This window comes from Streptomyces sp. NPDC050548, from assembly GCF_044457385.1.
Taxonomy (GTDB): domain Bacteria; phylum Actinomycetota; class Actinomycetes; order Streptomycetales; family Streptomycetaceae; genus Streptomyces.
Genome location: NZ_JBITGV010000001.1, coordinates 128,022 through 151,171, shown reverse-complemented (window position 1 = coordinate 151,171; position 23,150 = coordinate 128,022). Strand labels below are relative to the sequence as shown.

The window sequence follows — 23,150 nt, the reverse complement described above, 5'->3', positions numbered from 1 at the left end:
CGTGACCGAGATCATTGAGACCGACGCGGGTGCGGCCCGCGTCACCTGGCACCCGGCGAAGAAGGCGCGGCTCGTCCTCGCCGTCAGTCATGGCGCGGGCGGTGGCATCGAGGCGCGGGATCTTCAGGCTCTCGCCGCCGCACTTCCCGCGCACGGGGTGACCGTCGCGCTGGTCGAGCAGCCGTGGCGGGTGGCGGGCAAGAAGGTGGCGCCCGCGCCGAAGACGCTGGACGTGGGGTGGCGGGGGATCTGGCCGGCCGTCGCGAAGCCCGGGCTGCCGGTGGTCTCCGGGGGCCGTAGCGCCGGAGCGCGTGTGGCCTGTCGTACGGCGACGGAGCTGGGCGCCGCCGCCGTCCTCGCCCTGAGTTTCCCGCTGCATCCGCCCGGAAAGCCGGAGAAGACGCGGGCCGACGAACTGCTCGGGGCCGGGGTGCCCACACTCGTCGTGCAGGGCGGCAACGACCCCTTCGGGAAGCCGGCGGAATTCCCGCGGGGCGAGTTCGAGCTGGTCGAGGTGCCGTACGGCGATCACGGCTTCGCGGTGCCGAAGCGGGCGGAGATCGGTCAGGAGGAGGCGCTGGAGATCATCACGGGGCGCGTGGTGGAGTGGACTCGAACACTCGGGTGATGGGCGGGAATGCCGGGACCCTTACCACTGTTGTGCCGAGCACAGAGAGTCGTAGAAAGGAAGTCCTCCGCATGGGTTCGACCTTCTGCCCACCCGTCTCCCGCCACCACCCCGTGGACGGGCTTCGCCCGGCAGAGTCAGATGGGGCCCGTAGCAGCCGTTCCGACCTGGACTGGTCTGTGCTGCACGCGACCAAGGCCACCCCTATTGGGGCGGCGGGCGGACCGGATCGTCGTCTATCCTCCGATTCTGGTGGCATCGGCTTCGGTGCTGCCCGGAATCTTGAGGAGGTGGGTCCGGTTCCCGGTACCGACGCAGGGACCGAACACGGCCAGGCGGAGCAGCCCGAGGGCCAGGGCACGAGCACGGAGTCCACGACGGAGCGCAGTGCGCGCTTCGAGCGGGACGCGCTCGAATTCCTCGACCAGATGTACTCGGCCGCGCTGCGTATGACCCGCAATCCGGCCGACGCCGAGGACCTGGTGCAGGAGACGTATGCCAAGGCGTACGCGTCCTTCCACCAGTTCCGGGAGGGCACCAACCTCAAGGCGTGGCTGTACCGGATCCTCACGAACACGTTCATCAACTCGTACCGCAAGAAGCAGCGTGAACCCCAGCGCTCCGCGGCCGAGGAGATCGAGGACTGGCAGCTCGCGCGTGCCGAGTCGCACATGTCGACGGGTCTGCGCTCCGCCGAGTCGCAGGCGCTCGACCATCTGCCCGACTCGGATGTGAAGGAAGCCCTCCAGGCCATCCCGGAGGAATTCCGTATCGCCGTGTATCTCGCGGACGTAGAGGGCTTTGCGTACAAGGAGATCGCGGACATCATGGGGACACCCATCGGTACGGTGATGTCCCGGTTGCACCGGGGCCGCCGTCAACTGCGCGGCATGCTTGAGGACTACGCGCGTGACCGCGGGCTGGTCCCGGCCGGTGCCGGGGAGTCGAACGAAGCGAAAGGCTCGGGCTCATGAGCTGCGGTGACCATCACGAGACGGACTGCAGTGAAGTCCTGGCGCATCTCTACGAGTTCCTGGACCGGGAGATGCCGGACGCGGACTGCACCAAGTTCGAGGTGCACTTCGAGGAGTGCTCGCCGTGCCTGGAGAAGTACGGCCTCGAACAGGCCGTGAAGAAGCTCGTGAAGCGGTGCTGCGGGCAGGACGACGTGCCGTCGGACCTCCGCTCCAAGGTGATGGGACGCCTGGAGATGATCCGGTCGGGGCAGGTCGTGCCCGAGCATGATGTGGCGGCTTCCCCGCAGGAGTCCTGAACGGGCTGTCGTCACTCGAATGTGCTAATCCGCGGGTGATACGCCCGCTCCCTCCCCCTGATCGTCCTAGGCTCCTCGGCCTGGACAGGCATGGTCGGGGGGAAGGGCGTCAGCCATGGAGGCGACACCGGCACGGGCACGTGCGTACGTCCTCTGTGTCGTCGCGGGCGCCCTGTTCTGCCTCCTCCCTCTGCCGGCCGTCCACGCACCCTGGTGGGCGGTCGCGCTGTTGGCGGCCCTCTACGCCGGCTGCGAGCAGATCGCCCGCCGCCGCTTCGCGGGCACCTTCTACCCGGTGCTGCTCGCCGCCGCCTTCCTCCTGCCGCCGCCCGCCGCCGCGCTCGTACCGCTGCCGGGCGCGTTCTTCTCCCACGTCGACGAGGGCTCGCCCTGGCTGCGGCGGAGCTGGCGGGCCGCACAGCTCGCGCTCGCCGTGTGGGCGGCGGGCCGCGTCCACTGGGCGCTGGGCGGCCGGAACGCGGTCGTCGCCTCCGACTTCCCCTACGCCCTGCTGCCCGCCCTCGCCGCCGTCCTCGCCTTCTGCCTGGTCCTGACCGCCCTCGACGGCGGGATTCTCGCCCTTGCCGAACGAGTGCCGCTACGACGGGCCTGGCGCGGCCTGTTCCCACGGTCCCTGGCGCCCATCGGCGTGCACGGCCTCGCCGGGCTGATGATGGCCGTCCTGTGGCGCAGCCCCTACGGCCCGGTCGCCGCGCTGCTCGTGCTGCTGCCGATGGGGGTGTCCTGGTGGGTGTTCGCCCAGTACCACCGGGAGCACGCCGCCCACCAGGCCACCATCCGCGCCCTCGTCCAGGCCGTCGACATCAAGGACGGGTACACCCGCGGGCACAGTGAGCGGGTCGGACAGGCCTCGATGATGATCGCGCGGGAGTTGGGGATGGACGACTCGCGGGTGGAGGTGCTGCGCTTCGCCGGAATCCTGCACGACGTCGGCAAACTCGGCGTGCCCACGCGGTTGCTGCGCAAGGACGGGCCGCTCACCCCCGAGGAGCGGCGGGTGATCGAACTGCATCCCGAGTACGGCCACGAGATCGTGCGGGGCATCGGCTTCCTGGGGGAGGCCCGCGCGGCCGTCCTGCACCATCACGAACGGCTGGACGGCAGCGGGTATCCCTACGGGCTGTTGGGCAGTCAGATCCCCGAGTCCGCACGGGTAGTTGCCGTGGCCGACGCCTTCGACGCGATGACGTCCACGAGGTCCTACCGGAGGGCTCGGCCGGTTCCGGCAGCTCTGGCGGAGCTGGAGCGGTGTGCGGGGGCGCAGTTCGATCCGCGCATGGTGGCCGCGCTGATGCTGGCTCTCGGCAAGTACGGCTGGCGGCCCGCCGTCACCGCGGACGAGCCCGCCGACCTCGTGCCGCCGCCCGCGCCGGTCCCGAGCCGGCCGGGAGTACACCGATGACGCGGCGCCGCAACCTCCTGCCCCTCACCCTCATCCACACCTCCGCCGCCCTCCTCGCCACCACCTCCCTCGCCCTCACTCTCTGGACCGGCCTCGAAGAACGCGGAGTCGCCCTCGCCTTCGGACTCCTCGTCGCCGTAGGGGAGTTGAGCCGCTGGAGCGGCACGACCGGGCTCGGGCTCCGGGAGACCGCCCCGCTCGGCGCCGCCGGTGCCCTCTCCTACGCACTGCTCGGCGCCGACGCCGGACAGCCCACCCACCACGGCGCCTTCCAGGTCGTCACCGTGGTCGTCGCCGCCTCCCTCGTCGGCTGTGTGCCGCACATCGCGCGCGGTCAGAGCCGTGTCCCCGACCATCTGGCGCGCCGCGTACTGACCGTCGGCTTCGCCGCCGTCTGCTTCCAACCCCTTTACAACCAAGGGGTGTTCGGCCACTGGGGCGGCCCCGCCTACGCCCTCCTGCTGCTCGCGCTGCTCTCCCTCACCGTGCTCTGCGACGCCGTGCTCGCCGCCGCGCTCGCCCACTCCCGCACCCGCTGGCCCTTCGGTCCGCTGCTCCGCGACGAGCTGCGGGGCATGCTCGGCATCGGGTCGGCGGTCTGCGCGACCGGCGCGGTGATGGCGCTCGCGGTCGCCGTCGTGGGGCTGTGGGCGCTGCCCGTCTTCTCCGTGCCGCTGCTGCTGACCCAGCTGTCCTTCCGGCGGTACGCGTCCGTACGGGACACGTACCGGCAGACCATCACCTCCCTCGCCCGCTCCACCGAGATCGCCGGATACACGCCGGCCGGGCACGCTCGCCGGGTCGCCGCGCTCTGTCAGGCGGTCGGGCGGGACATGGGACTGTCCGAACCCGACCTCACCGTCCTGGAGTACGCAGCCCTGATGCACGACATCGGCCAGCTCAGCCTCGTCGACCCGGTACCGGCCGGCGCCACCGCCGTACTCCCCGTGGCCGAGCAGCGGCGGATAGCACTGCTCGGCGGGGCCGTCGTACGGCAGACCGGGGTGAGCCCGCAGGTGGCGGCCGTCGTGGAGCGGCAGGCCGACCCGTGCCGGGAACAGCCCGTCTCCGCGCGGATCGTGCGGGCCGTGAACGCGTACGAGGAGAAAACCCGGGCAGGAGGCCCCGGCGGGCCCCTCCAGGCGCTGGAGGAGCTGCGCCTCGGGACCGCCGGGGACTACGCTCCCGAGGTTGTGGAAGCGCTGGCCCGGGTGCTCTCCCGTGGCTGTCTGACCTTGCCCTCGGCTGGGTAACCCATGGGTAATGAGCGCCCTCCCAGCCGTACGTGGTTGGATGCGAAGAAGAGGGTGTCCGGGGGCAGAGCCAGCCCAACGAACGGAACTGGCAGGCGGGAATCGTGAGGATCTTCGGCAAGGGACGGCACCGGCCCTCCGCCTCCTGGCGGCAGGCCACAGACCGCGCGTTCACGCTGATCGGCGACGGTCGCTACGAGGATGCGGGCGCGCTGCTGACACGTGCCGCCGATCTGGAACCCTGGCTGTCCGAGTCCTGGTTCAACCTCGCCCTGCTGCACAAGTTCCGGCACGACTGGGAGCAGGCCCGGGCGGCCGGGCTCCGTGCGGTCGCGCTGCTGGAGCGGGAGGCCGGCGCGCCCGACTGGTGGAACGTGGGCATCGCGGCCACCGCCCTCCAGGACTGGCCGCTGGCCCGGCGGGCCTGGCAGGCGTACGGGCTGCGGGTGCCGGGCGGGGTGACTGCGGCGGGCGAGCCCGCCGGCATGGACCTCGGCAGTGCGGCCGTACGGCTGTCTCCCGAGGGCGAGGCCGAGGTGGTGTGGGGGCGGCGGCTGGATCCGGCGCGGATCGAGGTGCTGTCCATTCCGCTTCCCTCGTCCGGGCGACGCTGGGGTGAGGTCGTGCTGCACGACGGGGTGCCGCACGGTGAGCGGACGACTGCGTCGGGCCATGCGTATCCGGTGTTCGACGAGATCGAGCTGTGGGCGCCGTCGCCTGTGCCTACGTGGGTGGTGCTGCTGGAAGCTGCCGCCGAGGCCGACCGGGACGCGTTGGAGCAGCTGGCTGCTGATGCCGGGTTCGCGGCGGAGGACTGGTCGTCTTCCGTGCGGTTGCTGTGTCGGATGTGTTCGGAGTCGCGGATGCCGTCCGACGAGGGTGACGGGGAGCATCTTGATCCGCACGATCACAGTGAGCCCGGGCATCCTGGGCCGCTGGGGCATCGGACGGATGGGCAACTGTGGGTGCCGGAGCGGGAGTGTGGGTTGGCTGCGCCCGCGTCGCTCGTGAGGGGGCTGTTGGACGGGTGGGTTGCCGACAGCCCTGATTCCCGGGACTGGCGGGATTTGGAAGAGGTCTGCTGAGACCGTTGTCGTCTGCCGCGCCGTCGTGGCTGGTCGCGCAGTTCCCCGCGCCCCTTAAGGGGCGCTCCACGTACCCTGTATCAGCAACTCACCCCCTTGGTTTTCAGGAAGGCGTTCGTCGGCATGGCGCAGCAGGACACCGATCAGCAGCACGTGGGCGTGCTTCCCGTGGACGACGAGGGGTTTGTCGTCGATACCGAGGGGACCGAGGAGCGTGAGGCGGCCTGGCGGGAGCGGGGGACCTCGCGGGCGATCACGGTCGTCGGGAATCCGGTGCTGCACAAGGAGTGCGCGGACGTCACCGAGTTCGGCGCCGAGCTGGAGGCGCTGGTCGCGGACATGTTCGCCTCGCAGCGCACCGCCGAGGGTGTCGGCCTCGCCGCCAACCAGATCGGCGTCGGTCTGAAGGTCTTCGTCTACGACTGCCAGGACGACGAGGGCAAGCGGCACGTCGGTGTCGTCTGCAATCCCAAGCTGGTCGATCTGCCCGCCGACAAGCGGCACTTGGACGAGAGCAACGAAGGCTGTCTGTCGGTGCCCACCGCGTATGCGCCGCTCGCGCGGCCCGACTACGCCGCGGTGACCGGGCAGGACGAGCGCGGCAACCCGATCAGGGTCCGCGGCACCGGCTACTTCGCCCGGTGTCTGCAGCACGAGACCGATCACCTCTACGGCTACCTCTACATCGACCGGCTCTCCAAGCGCGACCGCAAGGACGCGCTGCGGCAGATGGCCGAGAACGAGCCCCGGTACGCCGTGGTCGCCAACGACTGAGTCCAGGAGAGTCCCAGGGACGATCACAACCCCCTTACGTACGGCGTCTGTTCAGGTGCACCTCCCTGACCAGGCGCCGTTCGCATGTCCGTCGTACATTCGATCGTTTCTGCTCTTGTAGTGATCCAGAATCAGTCACACAAGGACGGGTTCTCGGCACTTGGGGGTAGTGAAGGAAGCAAATCCGTTCCCAGAACGGTCAGTTGTGGTGCTGAATGGGAAGTGCGGGGATACGCAACGGCGCACGCCCGGCACGGCGGGAGGGGCGTGTGCAACTGGCTGCTGAGAGGGGTTTGTTCGTGCCTGCTTTCTCGTACAGCACCACAACGGCATCGACGTCGGCAGCGACGGCGATCGCGGTTCCACCATCGCTCTCTCTCCCGGTGATCGAGGCGGCGTTTCCCCGGCGACTGCATCCGTATTGGCCGAGGCTCCAGGAGAAGACACGCGCCTGGCTGCTGGAAAAGCGTCTGATGCCGGCGGACAAGGTACGCGAATATGCCGACGGTCTTTGCTACACGGACTTGATGGCCGGGTACTACTTGGGCGCACCGGACGAGGTGCTCCAGGCGATAGCGGACTACAGCGCGTGGTTCTTCGTCTGGGACGACCGCCATGACCGGGACATCGTGTACGGCCGGCCCGACGCCTGGCGGCGGCTGCGGTTCCGGTTGCACGCGGCGCTGGACTCACCACGCCACCACCTGCTTCACCCGGATCCCCTGGTCGCCGCGTTCGCCGACAGCGTGATGCGGATCTACTCGTTCCTCCCCGCCACCTGGAACGCGCGGTTCGCCCGGCACTTCCACGCCGTGATCGAGGCCTACGACCGGGAATTCCGCAATCGCTCCGAGGGGATCATTCCCACGGTCGAGGAATATCTGGCGCTGCGTCGGCTCACCTTCGCGCACTGGATCTGGACGGATCTGTTGGAGACCAGTGCCGGCTGTGAACTCCCGGACGCGGTGAGGAAACACCCGGGATTTCGGCGGGCGGCACTGCTGAGCCAGGAATTCGCCGCCTGGTACAACGATCTCTGCTCGCTGCCCAAGGAAATCGCGGGCGACGAGGTCCACAATCTCGGAATCAGTCTCATCAAACACGAGGGACTGACTCTTGAGGAATCGGTCGCCGAAGTGAGGCGCCGGGTCGAGGAATGCATTGCCGATTTCCTCGTCGCGGAGCAGGAGACCTTACGATTCGCCGACCGCCTCGACGACGGCACCGTACGGGGAATGGAATTGAGCGCCGCCGTACGGTCCTGTCTCGGCAATATGCGGAACTGGTTCAGTTCCGTCTACTGGTTCCACCACGAGTCCGGCCGTTACATGGTCGACAGCTGGGACGACCGGTCCACACCCCCGTACGTCAACAACGAAGCGGCAGGTGAGAAATGACCGTCGAATCTGTGAAGCCCGCGGCACCAGAGGTGCCGGAACTCCTTGAGCCGCCCGTCGCGGGCGGCGGAGTCCCGCTGCTCGGCCACGGCTGGAAACTGGTCCGCGATCCGCTGGCCTTCATGGCCCAACTCCGTGACCACGGCGAGGTCGTACGCCTTCGCCTCGGTCCCAAGACGGTGTACGCCGTCACCGCGCCGGCCCTCACCGGGGCGGTCGCGCTGAGCCCCGACTACATCATCGCGGGCCCGCTGTGGGAGTCCCTGGAGGGACTGCTCGGCAAGGAGGGGGTGGCCACCGCCAACGGGCCCACCCACCGGCGCCAACGGCGCATCATCCAGCCCGCGTTCCGGCTCGACGCGATACCCGGCTACGGGCCGATCATCGAGGAGGAGGTGCACGCCCTCACCGAGCGCTGGCGGCACGGCGGGACGATCGACTGCACCTCCGAGGCCTTCCGGGTCGCTGTGCGGATCGCGGCCCGCTGTCTGCTGCGCGGCGACTTCATGGACGAGCGCGCCGAGCGGCTGTGCGTCGCCCTCGCCACCGTCTTCCGGGGCATGTACCGGCGGATGGTCGTCCCGGCCGGACCGCTCTACCGGCTGCCCCTTCCGGCCAACCGCGAATTCGACCGGGCGCTGGCCGATTTGCATCTCCTCGTCGACGAGATCGTCGCCGAACGCCGGGCATCTGGTCAAAAGCCGGACGATTTGCTGACAGCGCTGCTGGAGGCGACGGACGAGAATGGCGAGCCGATCGGGGAACAGGAGATCCACGACCAGGTCGTCGCGATCCTCACCCCCGGAAGTGAAACCGTGGCGTCCACGATCATGTCGCTGCTTCAGGTCCTCACCGAACACCCGGAACACACCGACAAGGTATGTGCAGAAGTTGAATCCGTGACGGGCGGACGCCCGGTGGCATTCGACGACGTCCGCGCGCTCACCCACACCAACAATGTCCTCGTCGAGACCTTGCGCCTGTGGCCCGCCGTATGGATATTGACGCGGCGGGCGGTCACCGACACCGAACTGGGCGGCTATCGGATTCCGGCCGGGGCCGACATCATCTACAGCCCCTACGCGATCCAGCGCGACCCGCGATCGTATGCGCGCAACCTGGAGTTCGACCCCGACCGCTGGCTTCCGGAACGGTCCAAGGACGTACCGAAGTTCGCCATGAGCCCGTTCAGCGTGGGCAACCGGAAGTGTCCCAGCGACCACTTCTCGATGGCCCTGCTGAGCCTGTTCACGGCGGCGGTGGCGGCGAAGTACCGCTTCGAGCTGGTGTCCGGCTCCTACGACACCACTCGCGTCGGCATCACCCTCCACCCGCACCGGCTGATGCTCAGGCCGATCCCCAGGTGAGACGAGAGGCGTGCGTTCAGGCGGCTTCCGGGCCCCTGAACGTGCGCCGGTAGGCGTTCGGGGTGGTGCCCAGGGCGCGGACGAACTGATGGCGCAGCGCGGGCGCGGTGCCGAAGCCGGTACGCCAGGCGATCTCGTCCATCGTCTCGTCCGTCCCCTCCAGCAACTGCTGTGCCAGCAGCACCCGTTGACGCAGGATCCAGCGGTACGGCGTGGTCCCGGTCTCCTGCTGGAAACGGCGGGCGAAGGTCCGCGGCGACATATGGGCGCGGGCGGCGAGCTGTTCGACGGTGACCTCCTGGTCGAGGTGCTCCGCCATCCACACCAGCACCTCGCCCACGGTGTCGCACTGCGAGCGCGGCAACGGCCGCTCGATGTACTGGGCCTGCCCGCCGTCGCGGTGCGGCGGTACGACCATTCGCCGGGCGATGGCGTTGGCGACCTCGGGCCCCTGCTCCTTGCGCACGATGTGCAGACAGGCGTCGATACCGGCGGCCGTACCGGCGGAGGTGATCACCGGGCCCGCGTCGACGTACAGCACGTCCGGCTCCACGACGATCTTCGGATACCGCCGGGCCAGCAGCTCGGCGTGATGCCAGTGCACCGCGCACCGCCGCCCGTCCAGCAGCCCGGCGGCGGCCAGCACGAACACCCCCGAGCAGACGCTGAGCACCCGGGCACCCCGGTCCACGGCCCGTCGCAGCGCGTCGAGCAGTTCCTCCGGGTACTCCCGCGCCGCGTAGGTCGCACCCGCCGGTACGGCGATGAGATCCGCGCTCTCCAGCCGATCGAGCCCGTGCCGGACCGCCAGCGAGAAGCCCGCGTGGGTGGCGAGCGTCGGCCCCTCGGCCGAGGCGACCGCGAAGTCGTAGACCGGCAGGCCCTCGTCGCTGCGGTCGAGGCCGAACACCTCGCAGACGACGCCGAGTTCGAAGGGATGGACTCCGTCGAGCAGGACCACGGCCACGTTCTTCAGCATGCTGCCAGTGTGCGCCAGGACTGGCAGTAAATCGAGGGTGTACGGCAGTTCTGCCACTCACGGTAAGGAGTGTAAGTCGCGACACTGGTGTCTATGAACGCAGCCATGGACAACCTCATCGCCCTACTGACCGTCCTCGGCGTCATCGCGGCCGTGGCCTTCCCGTCGCTGCTCGGCATCGCGCACGACCGACGCATCGACCGTCAGATCCGGACCGCTCACCGGATCATGACTTCGTCACCACGACGGTGACCGACCACTCCTGAATGCCCTTGCAGGAGATCTTGTGCGGGGCGGTCGCACACAGCGGCCGGGACGACGTGAGCTTCACGGTCCCGGCCGAGACCGCCTTGAACGCGTTGCTCGCGTCGCCGGGCCGGATCAGGATCCCGCTGTTGGTGGCCTCCAGGCCGCTGCCCGCGGTCTTGACCTGCGCCCACGGCCGGGACGCCGTCCCGTCCAGCAGGATCCGGACCGTACTGCCGGTGGCCAGACAGAACGTGTCGTTGCTGTCGGTGGCGGTGAGGGTCTCCTTCGCCGCGCAGGCCGACTCGGTCTTGCTCGGTGTGGGGGACGAGGACGGCGACACGCTGCTGCTGCCGCTGTCGGAATTCGTGCCGCCGCAGCCCGTGAGGGCGAGTGCCAGGGCGGCGACGGCGAGGGACGGAGCGAGGATGGATCGGCGCATGGGGGGCCTCCTTGCCCCTTTGACGTGTCACGGACGCATCCGGATCCGCCGTGAGAAGTGAAGTATTCGTGGACATGACACTCGTGTACGTGACAGAGCCCCGGCCGCTGCGAGACGGCCGGGGCTCAGCTCATGAGGAGGTCAGCCGGTCGTGACGGCGGTGTCGTCGACGACGAAGCTGGTCTGGAGCGAGGAGTCCTCGACTCCGCTGAACTTCAGGGTGACGGTGGTACCGGCGAAGGCCGACAGGCTGAAGGACTTCGCGACGTATCCGGTGGCCGCGTTGAGGTTGGAGTAGGTGGCCAGGGTGGTCGATCCGGCGGTGACCGTCAGCTTGTCGTACGCGGTGCTGGTGCTGGTCTCGGCCGTGTCGACGTGCAGGTAGAAGGTGAAGGTCGTGCCCGTGCAGCCGCTCGGGACCGTCACCGACTGGGACAGGGTGTCGGTGTGGGTCGAGCCGTAGCCGTCGAGCCAGGCCTTGTACGAACCGGTGCGGGCCGCCTCACCGGTGTCACTGGTGATGACACCGCTGCTCGCGGTCCAGGTGGTGTTGCCCGACTCGAAGCCCGGGTTGCCGAGCAGCTGGGTCGAGGTGCAGGAGCCGCCGCCGGAGGTGCTGACCGTCCAGGTGAAGGAGGCCGAGCCGGAGGCGCCGGTGGAGTCGGTCGCGGTCACCGTCACGGCGTAGGTGCCGGCGGTGGACGCGGTGCCGGAGATCAGCCCGGTCGAGCTGCTGATCGACAGGCCGGTCGGCAGCCCGCTCGCGCTGTAGGTGAGGGTCGCGCCCGCGCTGTCCGAGGCCGAGATCTGCAGACTGGCCGTGGAACCGGTCGCCGTGGACTGGCTGCCCGGGTTGGTGACGGTCACCGTGTTGCCGGTCGTGGTGCCGGCGGTGAAGGCGGCGGTGCCGTCCGGGGTGCCCCAGCCGGTCGGGCCGTCGTAGCCGGTGCCCGCGGTGCAGAAGTACGAGGTCGAGCAGGTGCCGTTGTTGCCGCTGGTGACGTCGTACAGGTTGCTGGTGTGGGAGTAGGGGTACTTCGCCGGGTAGTCGCTGGAACCCGGGGTGCCGGCCAGCGCGTAGACGCCCGCGATGATCGGGGACGAGGCGCTGGTGCCGCCGTAGACCGCCCAGCCGGAGCCGCCGTAGGTGTCGTAGACGGCCACGCCGGTGGCGGGGTCGGCGACGGCGGAGACGTCGGCCTCCATGCGCTTGGTGCAGCCCGTGTCGGTCTGCCAGCTCGGCTTCGCGTCGTAGGCCGAGCAGCCGGAGCCGGTGCCCTCGGTGCTGCTGGTCTTCCACACGGACTCGGTCCAGCCGCGGGAGTTGGAGGAGGTGGACAGCGCGGTGCCGCCAACTGCCGTCACGTACTGGGACGTTGCGGGGTACTCGGCGCCGTAGGCCTCGTCACCGGAGGAGACGGTGATCGCGACACCCGGGTGCTTGAAGTACGAGGTGTCCTCGCTGGTCTGCGAGGAGGACTCGGAGCCGCCCCAGCTGTTGGAGACGAACTTCGCGCCCAGGGCGACGGCCTCGTTCTCGGCGGTGCCGAGGTCCGAGTCGGTCGCGGAGTTGGCCTCGACCAGGATGATGTTGCAGTTCGGGCAGACCGCGCTGACCATGTCGATGTCGAGCGCTTCCTCGCCCGCCCAGCCGGTGTCGTTGCTCGGCAGGGACGTGGTCGAGCCGGTCTGGCTGACCTGCTTGAAGCAGCCGCTCGCCACGGTGCAGGCCGACAGGCCGAAGTTCGAGCGGTAAGTGGCCAGGTCCGAGGCCGCGTTGGGGTCGTTGTACGCGTCGACCACGGCGACCGTCATGCCGGAACCGCCGGTCGAGGGCAGCGCGTACGCGCTGTGCAGGTTGGCCGGGCTGAGCCCGGAGACCGCGGCGGCGGCGTCCGCGTGCACGGCGGAGGCCAGCTGCTGCTTGATGTCGGTGCGCCGCTGCGCGAAGCAGGCCGCCGAACCGGGGGCCGCGGTCGCGCACAGGTGCTCGGTCGGCACCTTCTGCCCGGCCTTGCCGGTGGAGTGGACGGCCTGGGCCGCGGGGGCGGTCAGGGCCTTGGCGTTCTGGGTGACCTTGGAGACCTGGGTGGTGGCGTGGGGGACGGGCTGCGCGTCGGCGGGGGAGGCCGCCGCGAGCCCGAAGACGCTGAGGGTGAGGGCGGGTATGGCGGCGGTCAGCAGTCTTCGCAGACTCCGTCGGGGCTTTTCACGCATGGGGTACTGCCTCCATCGTGGGAGTGGGGTTCCTCGGCGTGGTGGCAGGCCTGTGACGCGCGTAGCGGCGGCAGATGACGTCGTCATGGGCATGACACTTTGAGCGTCCTGTGGGGCACTGGTGAATGACATGAACAGGACGGGCAGAACGTAGCCGGGCCGACGAGACCGCGAACAGACGCACCCCATGAACTTTGCCGCTCCATAGAAACTCCATGGACGGCCCATGGAAGCTCCATGGGCCGTCCGCGAAGTAAGCGATACATAAAGGGGGTCGGAGGCGGGGCTAGAAGTCCTCGTCGAGGTCGACCGTGCCCTCCACCGCCACCTGGTACGCCGACGGGCGGCGCTCGAAGAAGTTGGTCAGCTCCTGCACGCCCTGCAACTCCATGAAGGAGAAGGGGTTCTCGGAGCCGTAGACCGGGGCGAAGCCCAGCCGCTGGAGGCGCTGGTCGGCGACGCACTCCAGGTACTGGCGCATCGAGTCGGTGTTCATACCCGGCAGGCCGTCACCGCACAGATCGCGCCCGAACTGCAGCTCCGCCTCGACGGCCTCCTTCAGCATGTCCGTGACCTGCTGCTGGAGTTGGTCGTCGAACAGCTCCGGCTCCTCCTTGCGCACGGTGTCGACCACCTCGAACGCGAAGGACATGTGCATGGTCTCGTCGCGGAACACCCAGTTGGTGCCGGTGGCCAGACCGTGCAGGAGACCCCGGCTGCGGAACCAGTAGACGTACGCGAACGCGCCGTAGAAGAACAGCCCCTCGATGCACGCGGCGAAGCAGATGAGATTGAGGAGGAAACGGCGGCGGTCGGCCTGGGTCCGGAGGCTCTCCAGCTTCTCGACCTCGTTGATCCACTTGAAGCAGAACTCGGCCTTCTCGCGGATGGAAGGGATGTTCTCCACCGCGTCGAAGGCGGCGGCCCGGTCCTCCGGGTCGGGGAGGTAGGTGTCGAGGAGCGTCAGGTAGAACTGGACGTGGACGGCCTCCTCGAAGAGCTGACGGCTCAAGTAGAGCCGCGCCTCGGGGGAGTTGATGTGCTTGTACAGCGTCAGCACGAGGTTGTTCGCCACGATCGAGTCGCCCGTCGCGAAGAACGCGACCAGCCGGCCGATCATGTGCTGCTCACCCGGCGTCAGCTTCGCGAGGTCGGCGACGTCAGAGTGGAGGTCGACCTCCTCGACGGTCCAGGTGTTCTTGATCGCGTCCCGGTAGCGCTCGTAGAAGTCCGGGTAACGCATGGGGCGGAGGGTCAGCTCGAAGCCCGGGTCGAGAAGGTTCTTGGCTTCGGTCGTCATTACTGGCAGGCCTCGCAGGACTCGGGGTTTTCCAGGGAGCAGGCGACCGCGTCTTCGTCGGGCGTCAACTGCTGTACGGGGACGGTGGGTTGGGCCTGGGCCGCGCGGGCGATTCGCGTCGCCGGGCGGGAGCGCAGGTAGTACGTCGTCTTCAGGCCCTGCTTCCAGGCGTACGCGTACATCGAGGAGAGCTTGCCGATCGTCGGCGTCTCCAGGAAAAGGTTCAGGGACTGGGACTGGTCCAGGAACGGGGTGCGGGCCGCGGCCATGTCGATCAGGCCGCGCTGCGGGATCTCCCACGCGGTGCGGTACAGGGCGCGGACGTCCGCCGGGATCCAACTGAACGCCTGCACCGAGCCGTTGGCGTCACGCAGCGCCTCCCGGGTGCGGGCGTCCCACACGCCGAGCTGCTTCAGCTCGTTCACCAGGTACGAGTTGACCTGGAGGAACTCACCGGACAGCGTCTCGCGCTTGAAGAGGTTGGAGACCTGCGGCTCGATGCACTCGTAGACGCCCGCGATGGACGCGATGGTGGCGGTGGGCGCAATCGCCAGCAACAGGCTGTTGCGCATGCCGACTTGGGCGATACGTTCCCGCAGCGCGGCCCAGCGCTCCGGCCAGGTCAGCTCCACGCCGTAGTGGTCGGGGTGCAGGACACCCCGGGCGGTACGGGTCTTCTCCCAGGCCGGCAGCGGGCCGTTGCGCTCGGCGAGGTCGGCGGAGGCCTCGTACGCGGCGAGCATGATGCGTTCCGCGATACGGGTCGAAAGCGCCTGCGCCTGGGGGGAGTCGAAGGGGACGCGGAGTTTGAAGAAGACGTCCTGGAGGCCCATCGCGCCCAGACCGACCGGGCGCCAGCGGGCGTTGGAACGGCCCGCCTGCTCGGTCGGGTAGAAGTTGATGTCCACGACCCGGTCGAGGAAGGTGACGGCGGTGCGGACGGTCTCGTCCAGCCGCTCCCAGTCCAGCTCACCATTGGTGACGAACGCGCCCAGGTTCACCGAACCGAGGTTGCAGACCGCCGTCTCGCCGTCGTCCGTGACCTCCAGGATCTCCGTGCAGAGGTTCGAGGAGTGGACGGTGTGGCCCGGCTCGGCCGTCTGGTTGGCGGTGCGGTTGGCCGCGTCCTTGAAGGTCATCCAGCCGTTGCCGGTCTGCGCGAGGGTGCGCATCATGCGGCCGTAGAGGTCGCGGGCCGGGATGGTCTTCTTGGCCAGACCCTGTGCCTCGGCCTTGCGGTAGGCCGCGTCGAACTCGTCGCCCCACAGGTCGACCAGCTCGGGCACGTCGGCGGGGGAGAACAGCGACCAGACGCCGTCCTCGTTCACCCGGCGCATGAACTCGTCCGGGATCCAGTGCGCCAGGTTCAGGTTGTGCGTACGGCGGGCGTCCTCACCGGTGTTGTCCCGCAGCTCCAGGAACTCCTCGATGTCGGAGTGCCAGGTCTCCAGGTAGACCGCGGCGGCACCCTTGCGTCGGCCGCCCTGGTTCACGGCCGCGACCGAGGCGTCCAGCGTCTTCAGGAACGGGACGATGCCGTTGGAGTGCCCGTTCGTGCCCCGGATCAGCGAACCGCGGCTGCGGATACGGGAGTACGACAGTCCGATGCCGCCGGCGTGCTTGGAGAGGCGGGCGACCTGGTGGTAGCGGTCGTAGATGGAGTCCAGCTCGTCCAGCGGGGAGTCGAGGAGGTAGCAGGACGACATCTGGGGGTGCCGGGTGCCGGAGTTGAAGAGGGTGGGGGAGGAGGGGAGGTAGTCGAGGCGGCTCATCAGGCGGTAGAGCGCGGCGACTTCGTCCAGGGCGCGGGTCGAGTCGTCCTCGGCCAGACCGCTCGCCACGCGCAGCATGAAGTGCTGGGGCGTCTCGATGACCTTGCGGGTGATCGGGTGCCGGAGGAGGTAACGGCTGTGCAGGGTACGGAGCCCGAAGTAGCCGAAGCGGTCGTCGGCACCCTCATCGAAGGAGGCGGCGATCAGCGCGTCGAGACGGGCCGCGTGCAGCGTCACGAACTCGGCGGTGCGGTCCGCGATCAGGCCCTCGCGGTGGCCCACGGCGACGGACTCGGTGAACGTCGTCACGCCCTGGGAGGCGGCCTCGGCGGCGATGCTGACCGTCAGGAGGCGGGCGGCGAGCCGGGAGTAGACGGGGTCCTCGGAGATGAGGCCGGCGGCGGCCTCCGTGGCCAGTTCGCGCAGTTCCGTCTCGTCCGCGTGCGCGGACCGGCCGCGCAGCGTGGCGGCGGCGACCCGGCCGGGGTCGGCGTCGGGAAGGTCGGCGGTCAGCTCGGTCAGGGTCCGCAGGATCGCGGCACCGGGACCGTCGGCACCGGGAACTGCCGTTCCGGGCACGTCGGTTCCGGACGCTGCGTTCGCCTCGATCGCTGATGCCGGCTCTGCTGGCGCGATGGTCACGGTGGGGCTCTCCCTCGCTCGGCACGGGGCCTTGCGGAGGGCAGGCGGCAGCTCACGAGCGCACGGGGCGTCGCGTCCACCGGCCCACTCCACGAGACCCGGACGTCATGCGCCCTGACCGGGTGGCCGGGCGCGCCGTCGGCAGGTCCTCGGACTGACCAGGCGTGCGTATGCACGCAAGTACACCGTTGCGGGACAGTTCCGGATTCGCACCGGATTCCCCTGCGGCGACAGCGAGCATGAGCATACATCTTGTGCCGGGCTGTCGTGGTACCCCCAGATGTTGTGTCGCGGCTGTTTCAGAGCGTCAACTTGTAAGTGAGGAGAGTGATCTCGTCCAGCTCCGGCAGGGGGTTCCAGTCGCGCTCCGGAGTGCGGGTGAAACCGAGGCGTTCGTAGATGCGGTGGGCGGCACGCATGGTGCGCTGGGTCGACAGGACGACGGCTGTGCAGCCCGCGGTGGCTCGTGCGCGGTCGACGCAGGCGCGGACGAGGGCCTCGCCGGCGCCCTTGCCGCGGGCCTCGCGGGCGATCGCGAGCATCCGGATCTCGGCCTCGCGCGCCGTCGCGAGATCGGCCATCGGTCCCCCGGACGGGACGAAGGTCACGCCACCGAGGACCTGGTCGCCGTCCAGGGCGACCAGGACCTCCGCCGCGGCGGCGCGCTTGGCCACGTCCCTCAACTCGCCGAGGTACCAGTCGCTCTCGCCGAAGTCGAGGAGGCCGTCCTGTAGGTAGGCCTGCGCTGTGATCTCGCCGAGAGTTTCGTATTCGGTGGGGTCTGCTGGGCGGATGAGGATGTCCATGTACGTGAGTGTGTACGAAAGAGCGGGCCGCCGAGGGTGGTGCTCTCGGTGGCCCGCTGCGGGTCGTGTGTGGCTGGGCGCGCCCACGCGGCGGAGCCGCAAATTGATACAGCCCCGCGCCCCTGGGGTGGGATCAGTGGCCGGCGATTACCGGTAGCTCTTCCTTTACTCCCGGGTCGCCCGCGTCCGCCGTGTAGTCCGCCGGGCTTGTCTCGTCCACGCCCTCCGGGGCCTTCGCCGCCTTCAGGATGAACGTCAGGACCACCGTCACCGCCACGTTCAGCACGAACGCCGTCAGGCCGATGTAGCCGATCTCGCCGATGCCGGGGATCTTCTTGGACGAGCCGCCGAAGTGGTTCTGGGTCGGGGAGGCGACGCCGTAGGCCGCCAGCGTGCCGTAGAGCATGCCCACCGCCCAGCCCGCCAGGAGGGCCCAGCGGTGGAACCAGCGGGTGAAGAGGCCGCCCACCAGGGACGGGAAGGTCTGGAGGATCCAGATGCCGCCCAGGAGCTGGAAGTTGATGGCCACTGTTTTGTCCATCGTCAGGACGAAGGCCAGGGCGCCGACCTTCACCAGGAGGGAGACCAGCTTGGAGACCTTGGTCTCCTGGGCCGGGGTCGCGTCCGGGTTGATGAAGTCCTTGTAGATGTTGCGGGTGAAGAGGTTCGCCGCCGCGATGGACATGATGGCGGCGGGGACCAGGGCCCCGATGCCGATCGCCGCGAAGGCCACGCCCGCGAACCAGTCCGGGAACATGTTCTCGAAGAGCTGCGGGATGGCCAGTTGGCCGTTGGTGACCTTGACGCCCGCCGCGATCGCCATGAAGCCGAGCAGCGCGAGCAGGCCCAGCATCAGTGAATACAGCGGCAGGATCGTGGTGTTGCGGCGGATCACGTTGCGGCTCTTGGAGGAGAGGGTCGCCGTGATCGAGTGGGGGTACATGAAGAGCGCGAGTGCCGAGCCCAACGCCAGGGTGGCGTACGTCCATTGGCCTGCCGGGGCCGGTACGAGTCCGCCCGCCCCGGCCGCCTTGAACTTGGCGCCCGCCGCGCTGAAGATGTCGTCGAAGCCGCCGAGCTTGATCGGGATGTAGATGATCGCCACCGTGATGACGAGGTAGATCAGGCCGTCCTTCACGAACGCGATCAGCGCGGGGGCGCGCAGGCCTGACGAGTAGGTGTACGCGGCCAGTACCGCGAACGCGATCAGCAGCGGCAGGTCCTTCACGAACCAGTTGGAGTTGGCGCTGCCACCTACGCCCATGACGTCCAACACGGCCTGGATGCCGACCAGTTGGAGCGCGATGTACGGCATGGTCGCGAGGATGCCGGTGACCGCCACCGCCAGCGAGAGGCTCTTGGAGCCGAAGCGTCCGCGCACGAAGTCGGACGTCGTCACGTATCCGTGCTTGTGCGACACCGACCAGAGGCGGGGCAGGAACGTGAAGATCAGGGGGTACACGAGAATCGTGTACGGCACCGCGAAGAAGCCGGCCGCGCCCGCCGCGTAGACCGCCGCGGGGACGGCGACGAACGTGTACGCGGTGTAGAGGTCGCCGCCGAGCAGGAACCAGGTGACCCAGGTGCCGAACGACCGTCCGCCCAGGCCCCATTCGTCGAGGCTGTGCTCGTTGGCGGCCCGGCGCCAGCGTGCGGCCAGGAAGCCCAGGACCGTGACGGCCAGGAAGAAGAAGATGAAGACGCCGAGAGCGACGCCGTTCACGCCGTCGTTCACCGGTTACCTCCGTGGCGGGCCCGCTGGTCGCGCTGCCAGAGCTTGTAGGCGGTCATGGTCAACGCCGTCGAGATCAGCACCCAGAGCATCTGGTACCAGTAGAAGAACGGGATGCCGATGAACACGGGATCCGTCTTGGTGTAGGAGCCGACCCAGAGCAGCGCCACGAAGGGTGCGAACAGGCACACCGCGATGGCGACGCGGACCGGGGTCACCACCGGTGCGGCCACTTCGGGCGGAACTTCAGGCACATCTGACATTTCGCGGCTCCCGTCCCCTCACTGATCACCTGTGTAACGCGCAGGCAATGTAGGTCACGGGGTCACCGCAGCGAAAGACCCCGTCCGCATATCGGCATGTCGATTTAGTGAAAGCCCGACATCGGTGTCAACAGCAGCGGAAACCCTGGCGTGGATCGGCCTCCTGGCGGTCCGTCCGCATGCGTTCGAAGTCGCGTCGGCTCGGGACCTCCGCGTCCGGGTGGTCCCGGCGTGCATGCGCGACATACCGCTCGTACGCCGACTCGTCCGTCAACTCCCGCACGTACCAGCGCACTCCGCTAGTCGCCCGCCTGAGCACCGACCACATCGCGTGCCCTCGCCTCCTCTTCCTTCTCCTCCCGGGTCGGGATCAGCCCCGCCGGTGCCACGATCTTCGACTCGACGTACGGCGTCTCGCTCAGCGTGGAGAGTGCCGGGCGGCGGACGTGTCGAACGCAGACGCGAAGGGCGTCCGCGATCACGACCACGACCAGCACCGCGAGAATGGCCGAAAGCACTCCGTCCACCGTGGAGTTGGTGACGACGGTGTGCATGTCGTCCATCGACTTGGCGGGCGGCAGTACCTTGCCCGCGTCGATCGCGTCCTGGAACACGGACCGTTGCTTGAAGAAGCCGACCTTGGGGTCGCTGGAGAACACCTTCTGCCAGCTCGCGGTCAGCGTGACCGTCGCGTCCCAGGCCAGCGGAATCCCGGTGATCCAGGCCCACTTCAGGCGGCCGGACTTCACCAGGAGGGTGGTGCAGACGGCCAGGGCGACGGCGGCGAGCAGCTGGTTGGAGATGCCGAAGATCGGGAAGAGCTGGTTGATCCCGCCGAGGGGTTCGTGGACGCCGACCCAGAGGAAGTAGCCCCACAGTGCGCACACGATCGCGCTGGTCACCGCCAGGCCGGGCTTCCAACTCACGTTCTTGAACGGGCGGTAGAGGTTCCCCAGCATGTCCTGGAGCATGAACCGGCCCACCCGCGTGCCCGCGTCCAGCGCGGTCAGGATGAACAGCGCCTCGAACATGATCGCGAAGTGGTACCAGAAGGCGCGCAGACTCCCGCCGGTGACCTTGGCGAAGATCTCCGAGACACCGACCGCGAGGGTGGGCGCACCGCCGGTGCGGGAGAGCAGGCTGGCCTCGTCGACGTTCTTCGCGGCCTGCGCGAGGTCGGCGGGGGAGATGTGATAGCCCCAACCGGTCACCACCTGCGAGGCGTTCTGCACCGTCGTGCCGATCGCGCCCGCCGGTGCGTTCATCGCGAAGTACAGGCCGGGGTCGATGATGCTCGCGGCGACCAGCGCCATGATCGCGACCGACGACTCCATCAGCATGGAGCCGTAGCCGATCATCCGGATCTGCGTCTCCTTCTGGATCATCTTCGGCGTCGTACCGCTCGATATCAGCGAGTGGAAGCCGGACAGCGCCCCGCAGGCGATCGTGATGAAGACGAAGGGGAAGAGGGAACCGGCGAAGACCGGGCCGTTGCCGTGCTTCGCGAAGTCGGTGACGGCGGGCATCTTCAGGTCGGGCAGGGCGACCACGACCCCGATCGCGAGCAGGGCGATGGTGCCGATCTTCATGAAGGTGGAGAGGTAGTCGCGTGGGGCGAGCAGGGTCCAGACGGGGAGGATCGAGGCGATGAAGCCGTACGCCACCAGCCAGATCACCAGCGTCGAGGGCGCGAGGGTGAAGGTGTCGGCCCAGGACGACTCGGCGACCCAGCGGCCCGCGACCAGCGCGAGCAGCAGCAGGGCCACGCCGATCAGCGACACCTCGGAGACGCGGCCGGGGCGGAGTACCCGTAGATAGAAGCCCATCAGCAGGGCGATCGGGATGGTCATGCCGATGGAGAAGGTGCCCCAGGGGGAGGAGGCCAGCGCGTTCACGACGACCAGGGCCAGCACCCCGAGCAGGATGATCATGATGGCGAAGGTGGCGAGGAGCGCGGCGGCTCCGCCGAAGGGGCCGATCTCCTCGCGGGCCATCTGGCCAAGTGACCTGCCGTCGCGGCGAGTCGAGAAGAACAGCACCACCATGTCCTGGACCGCGCCCGCGAAGATGACGCCGACGATGATCCAGATCGTGCCGGGCAGATACCCCATCTGCGCGGCCAGTACGGGTCCGACGAGCGGGCCGGCGCCGGCGATCGCGGCGAAGTGGTGGCCCAGCAGGACGCGGCGGTCGGTGGGGTGGTAGTCGATGCCGTTGTTCAGGCGTTCGGCCGGGGTGGCCCGGGTCGCGTCGACCTTCAGGACCTTGTACGCGATGAACTTGGCGTAGAAGCGGTAGGCGATGGCGTACGAGCCGAGAGCGGCGGCCACCATCCAGGCGGCCGACACGTTCTCGCCCCGCGCCAGCGCGAGGACGGACCAGCCGGCCGCGGCGACGAGCGCGACAAGGGTCCAGACGACGATGGTTCGGACGTTCGCGGTACGCACCGGGTTGTCCTCCCGTCCATGCGGCGACGGGAGGAACGTAGAGCAACCGGCGTAACTCCGTAAGTCCCCTAGTCCTGTGGGCGCTTGAGTCGCGCCACGAACTTGTACCGGTCGCCCCGGTACACCGACCGCACCCACTCCACCGGCTTGCCCTCCTTGTCGAGGGAGTGGCGGGAGAGCATCAGCATCGGGAGGCCGACGTCGGTGCTGAGGAGGCCGGCCTCGCGCGGGGTGGCCAGGGAGGTCTCGATGGTCTCCTCGGCCTCGGCGAGATGGACGTCGTAGACCTCGGCGAGCGCGGTGTAGAGGGACGTGTACTTGACGAGGGACCTGCGCAGCGCGGGGAAGCGCTTCGCGCTGAGGTGGGTGGTCTCGATGGCCATCGGCTCGGCGTTGGCCATGCGGAGGCGCTCGATGCGCAGGACCCGGCCGCCGGTGGTGATGTCGAGCAGGTCGGCGAGGGTGTCGTCGGCCGTGATGTAGCCGATGTCCAGGAGCTGCGAGGTGGGTTCGAGGCCCTGGGCGCGCATGTCCTCGGTGTACGAGGTGAGTTGGAGCGCCTGCGAGACCTTGGGCTTGGCGACGAACGTGCCCTTGCCCTGGATGCGTTCGAGGCGGCCCTCGACGACCAGTTCCTGCAAGGCCTGGCGGACCGTCGTGCGCGAGGTGTCGAACTCGGCGGCCAGGGTGCGTTCGGGCGGGACCGGAGTGCCGGGCGGCAAGGTCTCCGTCATGTCCAGCAGGTGTTTCTTCAGGCGGTAGTACTTGGGCACACGCGCGGTGCGGACGGTAGCCCCACCCTCGTTCTCCGCACTGCTGACGTCGGTGCTCATGCTCCGCCTTTCCGGCTCCGGACAAGGGTCACTTCGTGATCCCTTCTGTATACCGTCGCGGTCGCTTTTGGTCTAGTCCACAAGGCCAAGTGGTCTAGCGGAAGAGAGTACTCCGGCACGGTTGTTTTCGCTGCCTTCTTACTTAAAGGTTCCTGCATATGTAGGTCCCATAACGGCTGGTCAGGGCGGTTTCGGGAACCCTTGACAGGCCCTGTGGTCTGGTCCAAGCTCCCGGTACTGGTCTACACCATTGGTTCAGGTCCCGGCCCAT

21 protein-coding genes and 1 riboswitch are annotated in these 23,150 nt (G+C 68.7%); of the genes, 10 read left to right on the top strand and 11 right to left on the bottom strand.

Annotated features, from left to right (window positions below; genetic code table 11):
• Position 1: 1 nt before the first annotated feature.
• From ACIBJH_RS00680 to ACIBJH_RS00640, 9 genes are all read left to right on the top strand, one after another.
• Positions 2-628 (top strand): alpha/beta family hydrolase, encoded by a 627-nt coding sequence (locus ACIBJH_RS00680; protein ID WP_399114705.1) that lies wholly within the window; start codon positions 2-4, stop codon positions 626-628.
• 290 nt (positions 629-918) lie between these two features.
• On the top strand, positions 919-1,602 hold the full coding sequence (gene sigR / locus ACIBJH_RS00675) for an RNA polymerase sigma factor SigR (RefSeq protein ID WP_019058309.1): 684 nt from the start codon (positions 919-921) through the stop codon (positions 1,600-1,602).
• Positions 1,599-1,901 (top strand): mycothiol system anti-sigma-R factor, encoded by a 303-nt coding sequence (gene rsrA / locus ACIBJH_RS00670; RefSeq protein WP_262055769.1) that lies wholly within the window; start codon positions 1,599-1,601, stop codon positions 1,899-1,901. Before sigR ends, rsrA begins: the two co-directional genes overlap by 4 nt.
• Before the next feature lie 115 nt (positions 1,902-2,016).
• On the top strand, positions 2,017-3,324 hold the full coding sequence (locus ACIBJH_RS00665; protein WP_399114704.1) for an HD-GYP domain-containing protein: 1,308 nt from the start codon (positions 2,017-2,019) through the stop codon (positions 3,322-3,324).
• Positions 3,321-4,577: an HD-GYP domain-containing protein gene (locus ACIBJH_RS00660; protein ID WP_399114703.1), complete on the top strand. Its 1,257-nt coding sequence runs from the start codon at positions 3,321-3,323 to the stop codon at positions 4,575-4,577. The genes ACIBJH_RS00665 and ACIBJH_RS00660 overlap by 4 nt, the downstream gene beginning before the upstream one ends.
• Positions 4,578-4,681: 104 nt before the next feature.
• Positions 4,682-5,662, top strand: coding sequence for a tetratricopeptide repeat protein (locus ACIBJH_RS00655; protein WP_399114702.1), 981 nt, complete (start codon positions 4,682-4,684; stop codon positions 5,660-5,662).
• A gap of 123 nt (positions 5,663-5,785) precedes the next feature.
• Positions 5,786-6,436, top strand: a complete 651-nt coding sequence (def, locus tag ACIBJH_RS00650) for a peptide deformylase (RefSeq protein WP_399114701.1) — start codon at positions 5,786-5,788, stop codon at positions 6,434-6,436.
• Positions 6,437-6,735: 299 nt separating this feature from the next.
• Complete coding sequence (gene cyc1, locus ACIBJH_RS00645) at positions 6,736-7,833, top strand: epi-isozizaene synthase (protein ID WP_399114700.1); 1,098 nt, start codon at positions 6,736-6,738, stop codon at positions 7,831-7,833.
• A complete protein-coding gene (locus ACIBJH_RS00640; protein ID WP_399114699.1) occupies positions 7,830-9,200 on the top strand; it encodes a cytochrome P450 in 1,371 nt (456 codons plus the stop codon). The genes cyc1 and ACIBJH_RS00640 overlap by 4 nt, the downstream gene beginning before the upstream one ends.
• Positions 9,201-9,216: 16 nt before the next feature.
• On the opposite strand, the gene ACIBJH_RS00635 is transcribed toward ACIBJH_RS00640, so the two are convergent.
• Positions 9,217-10,179, bottom strand: a complete 963-nt coding sequence (locus tag ACIBJH_RS00635; RefSeq protein ID WP_399114698.1) for a GlxA family transcriptional regulator — start codon at positions 10,177-10,179, stop codon at positions 9,217-9,219.
• Between the two features lie 93 nt (positions 10,180-10,272).
• Between ACIBJH_RS00635 and ACIBJH_RS00630 the strand changes: the two genes are divergently transcribed.
• Positions 10,273-10,431 (top strand): hypothetical protein, encoded by a 159-nt coding sequence (locus tag ACIBJH_RS00630; protein ID WP_399114697.1) that lies wholly within the window; start codon positions 10,273-10,275, stop codon positions 10,429-10,431.
• Here the strand turns inward: ACIBJH_RS00630 and ACIBJH_RS00625 are convergent.
• The 10 genes from ACIBJH_RS00625 to ACIBJH_RS00580 form a co-directional block, all read right to left on the bottom strand.
• A complete protein-coding gene (locus tag ACIBJH_RS00625) occupies positions 10,406-10,867 on the bottom strand; it encodes a hypothetical protein (RefSeq protein ID WP_399114696.1) in 462 nt (153 codons plus the stop codon). The two genes, ACIBJH_RS00630 and ACIBJH_RS00625, sit on opposite strands and share 26 nt — an antisense overlap.
• Positions 10,868-11,008: 141 nt before the next feature.
• Positions 11,009-13,084, bottom strand: coding sequence for a putative Ig domain-containing protein (locus tag ACIBJH_RS00620; RefSeq protein ID WP_399114695.1), 2,076 nt, complete (start codon positions 13,082-13,084; stop codon positions 11,009-11,011).
• Positions 13,085-13,370: 286 nt separating this feature from the next.
• Positions 13,371-14,384, bottom strand: a complete 1,014-nt coding sequence (locus ACIBJH_RS00615; protein WP_399114694.1) for a ribonucleotide-diphosphate reductase subunit beta — start codon at positions 14,382-14,384, stop codon at positions 13,371-13,373.
• Complete coding sequence (locus ACIBJH_RS00610) at positions 14,384-16,798, bottom strand: ribonucleoside-diphosphate reductase subunit alpha (RefSeq protein WP_399114693.1); 2,415 nt, start codon at positions 16,796-16,798, stop codon at positions 14,384-14,386. Before ACIBJH_RS00610 ends, ACIBJH_RS00615 begins: the two co-directional genes overlap by 1 nt.
• Positions 16,799-16,942: 144 nt before the next feature.
• A riboswitch (cobalamin riboswitch) is annotated at positions 16,943-17,020 on the bottom strand.
• Positions 17,021-17,097: 77 nt separating this feature from the next.
• Complete coding sequence (locus tag ACIBJH_RS00605) at positions 17,098-17,604, bottom strand: GNAT family N-acetyltransferase (RefSeq protein ID WP_399114692.1); 507 nt, start codon at positions 17,602-17,604, stop codon at positions 17,098-17,100.
• 133 nt (positions 17,605-17,737) lie between these two features.
• A complete protein-coding gene (mctP, locus tag ACIBJH_RS00600) occupies positions 17,738-19,339 on the bottom strand; it encodes a monocarboxylate uptake permease MctP (RefSeq protein ID WP_399114691.1) in 1,602 nt (533 codons plus the stop codon).
• Positions 19,336-19,599: a DUF3311 domain-containing protein gene (locus ACIBJH_RS00595; RefSeq protein WP_399114690.1), complete on the bottom strand. Its 264-nt coding sequence runs from the start codon at positions 19,597-19,599 to the stop codon at positions 19,336-19,338. Before ACIBJH_RS00595 ends, mctP begins: the two co-directional genes overlap by 4 nt.
• A gap of 127 nt (positions 19,600-19,726) precedes the next feature.
• On the bottom strand, positions 19,727-19,927 hold the full coding sequence (locus ACIBJH_RS00590; protein WP_399114689.1) for a YbdD/YjiX family protein: 201 nt from the start codon (positions 19,925-19,927) through the stop codon (positions 19,727-19,729).
• Positions 19,899-22,046 (bottom strand): carbon starvation CstA family protein, encoded by a 2,148-nt coding sequence (locus ACIBJH_RS00585; protein WP_399114688.1) that lies wholly within the window; start codon positions 22,044-22,046, stop codon positions 19,899-19,901. The genes ACIBJH_RS00590 and ACIBJH_RS00585 overlap by 29 nt, the downstream gene beginning before the upstream one ends.
• Positions 22,047-22,114: 68 nt before the next feature.
• Positions 22,115-22,879: a GntR family transcriptional regulator gene (locus ACIBJH_RS00580; protein ID WP_019072168.1), complete on the bottom strand. Its 765-nt coding sequence runs from the start codon at positions 22,877-22,879 to the stop codon at positions 22,115-22,117.
• Positions 22,880-23,150: the final 271 nt, after the last annotated feature.

Coding starts and splice junctions, on each gene's coding strand:
- rsrA (WP_262055769.1), top strand. CDS start 1,599: ATGAGCTGCGGTGACCATCACGAGACGGACTGCAGTGAAGTCCTGGCG.
- ACIBJH_RS00630 (WP_399114697.1), top strand. CDS start 10,273: ATGAACGCAGCCATGGACAACCTCATCGCCCTACTGACCGTCCTCGGC.
- ACIBJH_RS00640 (WP_399114699.1), top strand. CDS start 7,830: ATGACCGTCGAATCTGTGAAGCCCGCGGCACCAGAGGTGCCGGAACTC.
- def (WP_399114701.1), top strand. CDS start 5,786: ATGGCGCAGCAGGACACCGATCAGCAGCACGTGGGCGTGCTTCCCGTG.
- ACIBJH_RS00665 (WP_399114704.1), top strand. CDS start 2,017: ATGGAGGCGACACCGGCACGGGCACGTGCGTACGTCCTCTGTGTCGTC.
- ACIBJH_RS00620 (WP_399114695.1), bottom strand. CDS start 13,084: ATGCGTGAAAAGCCCCGACGGAGTCTGCGAAGACTGCTGACCGCCGCC.
- ACIBJH_RS00595 (WP_399114690.1), bottom strand. CDS start 19,599: ATGTCAGATGTGCCTGAAGTTCCGCCCGAAGTGGCCGCACCGGTGGTG.
- ACIBJH_RS00605 (WP_399114692.1), bottom strand. CDS start 17,604: ATGGACATCCTCATCCGCCCAGCAGACCCCACCGAATACGAAACTCTC.
- ACIBJH_RS00615 (WP_399114694.1), bottom strand. CDS start 14,384: ATGACGACCGAAGCCAAGAACCTTCTCGACCCGGGCTTCGAGCTGACC.
- ACIBJH_RS00580 (WP_019072168.1), bottom strand. CDS start 22,879: ATGAGCACCGACGTCAGCAGTGCGGAGAACGAGGGTGGGGCTACCGTC.
- ACIBJH_RS00635 (WP_399114698.1), bottom strand. CDS start 10,179: ATGCTGAAGAACGTGGCCGTGGTCCTGCTCGACGGAGTCCATCCCTTC.
- ACIBJH_RS00625 (WP_399114696.1), bottom strand. CDS start 10,867: ATGCGCCGATCCATCCTCGCTCCGTCCCTCGCCGTCGCCGCCCTGGCA.
- ACIBJH_RS00660 (WP_399114703.1), top strand. CDS start 3,321: ATGACGCGGCGCCGCAACCTCCTGCCCCTCACCCTCATCCACACCTCC.
- ACIBJH_RS00590 (WP_399114689.1), bottom strand. CDS start 19,927: ATGTGGTCGGTGCTCAGGCGGGCGACTAGCGGAGTGCGCTGGTACGTG.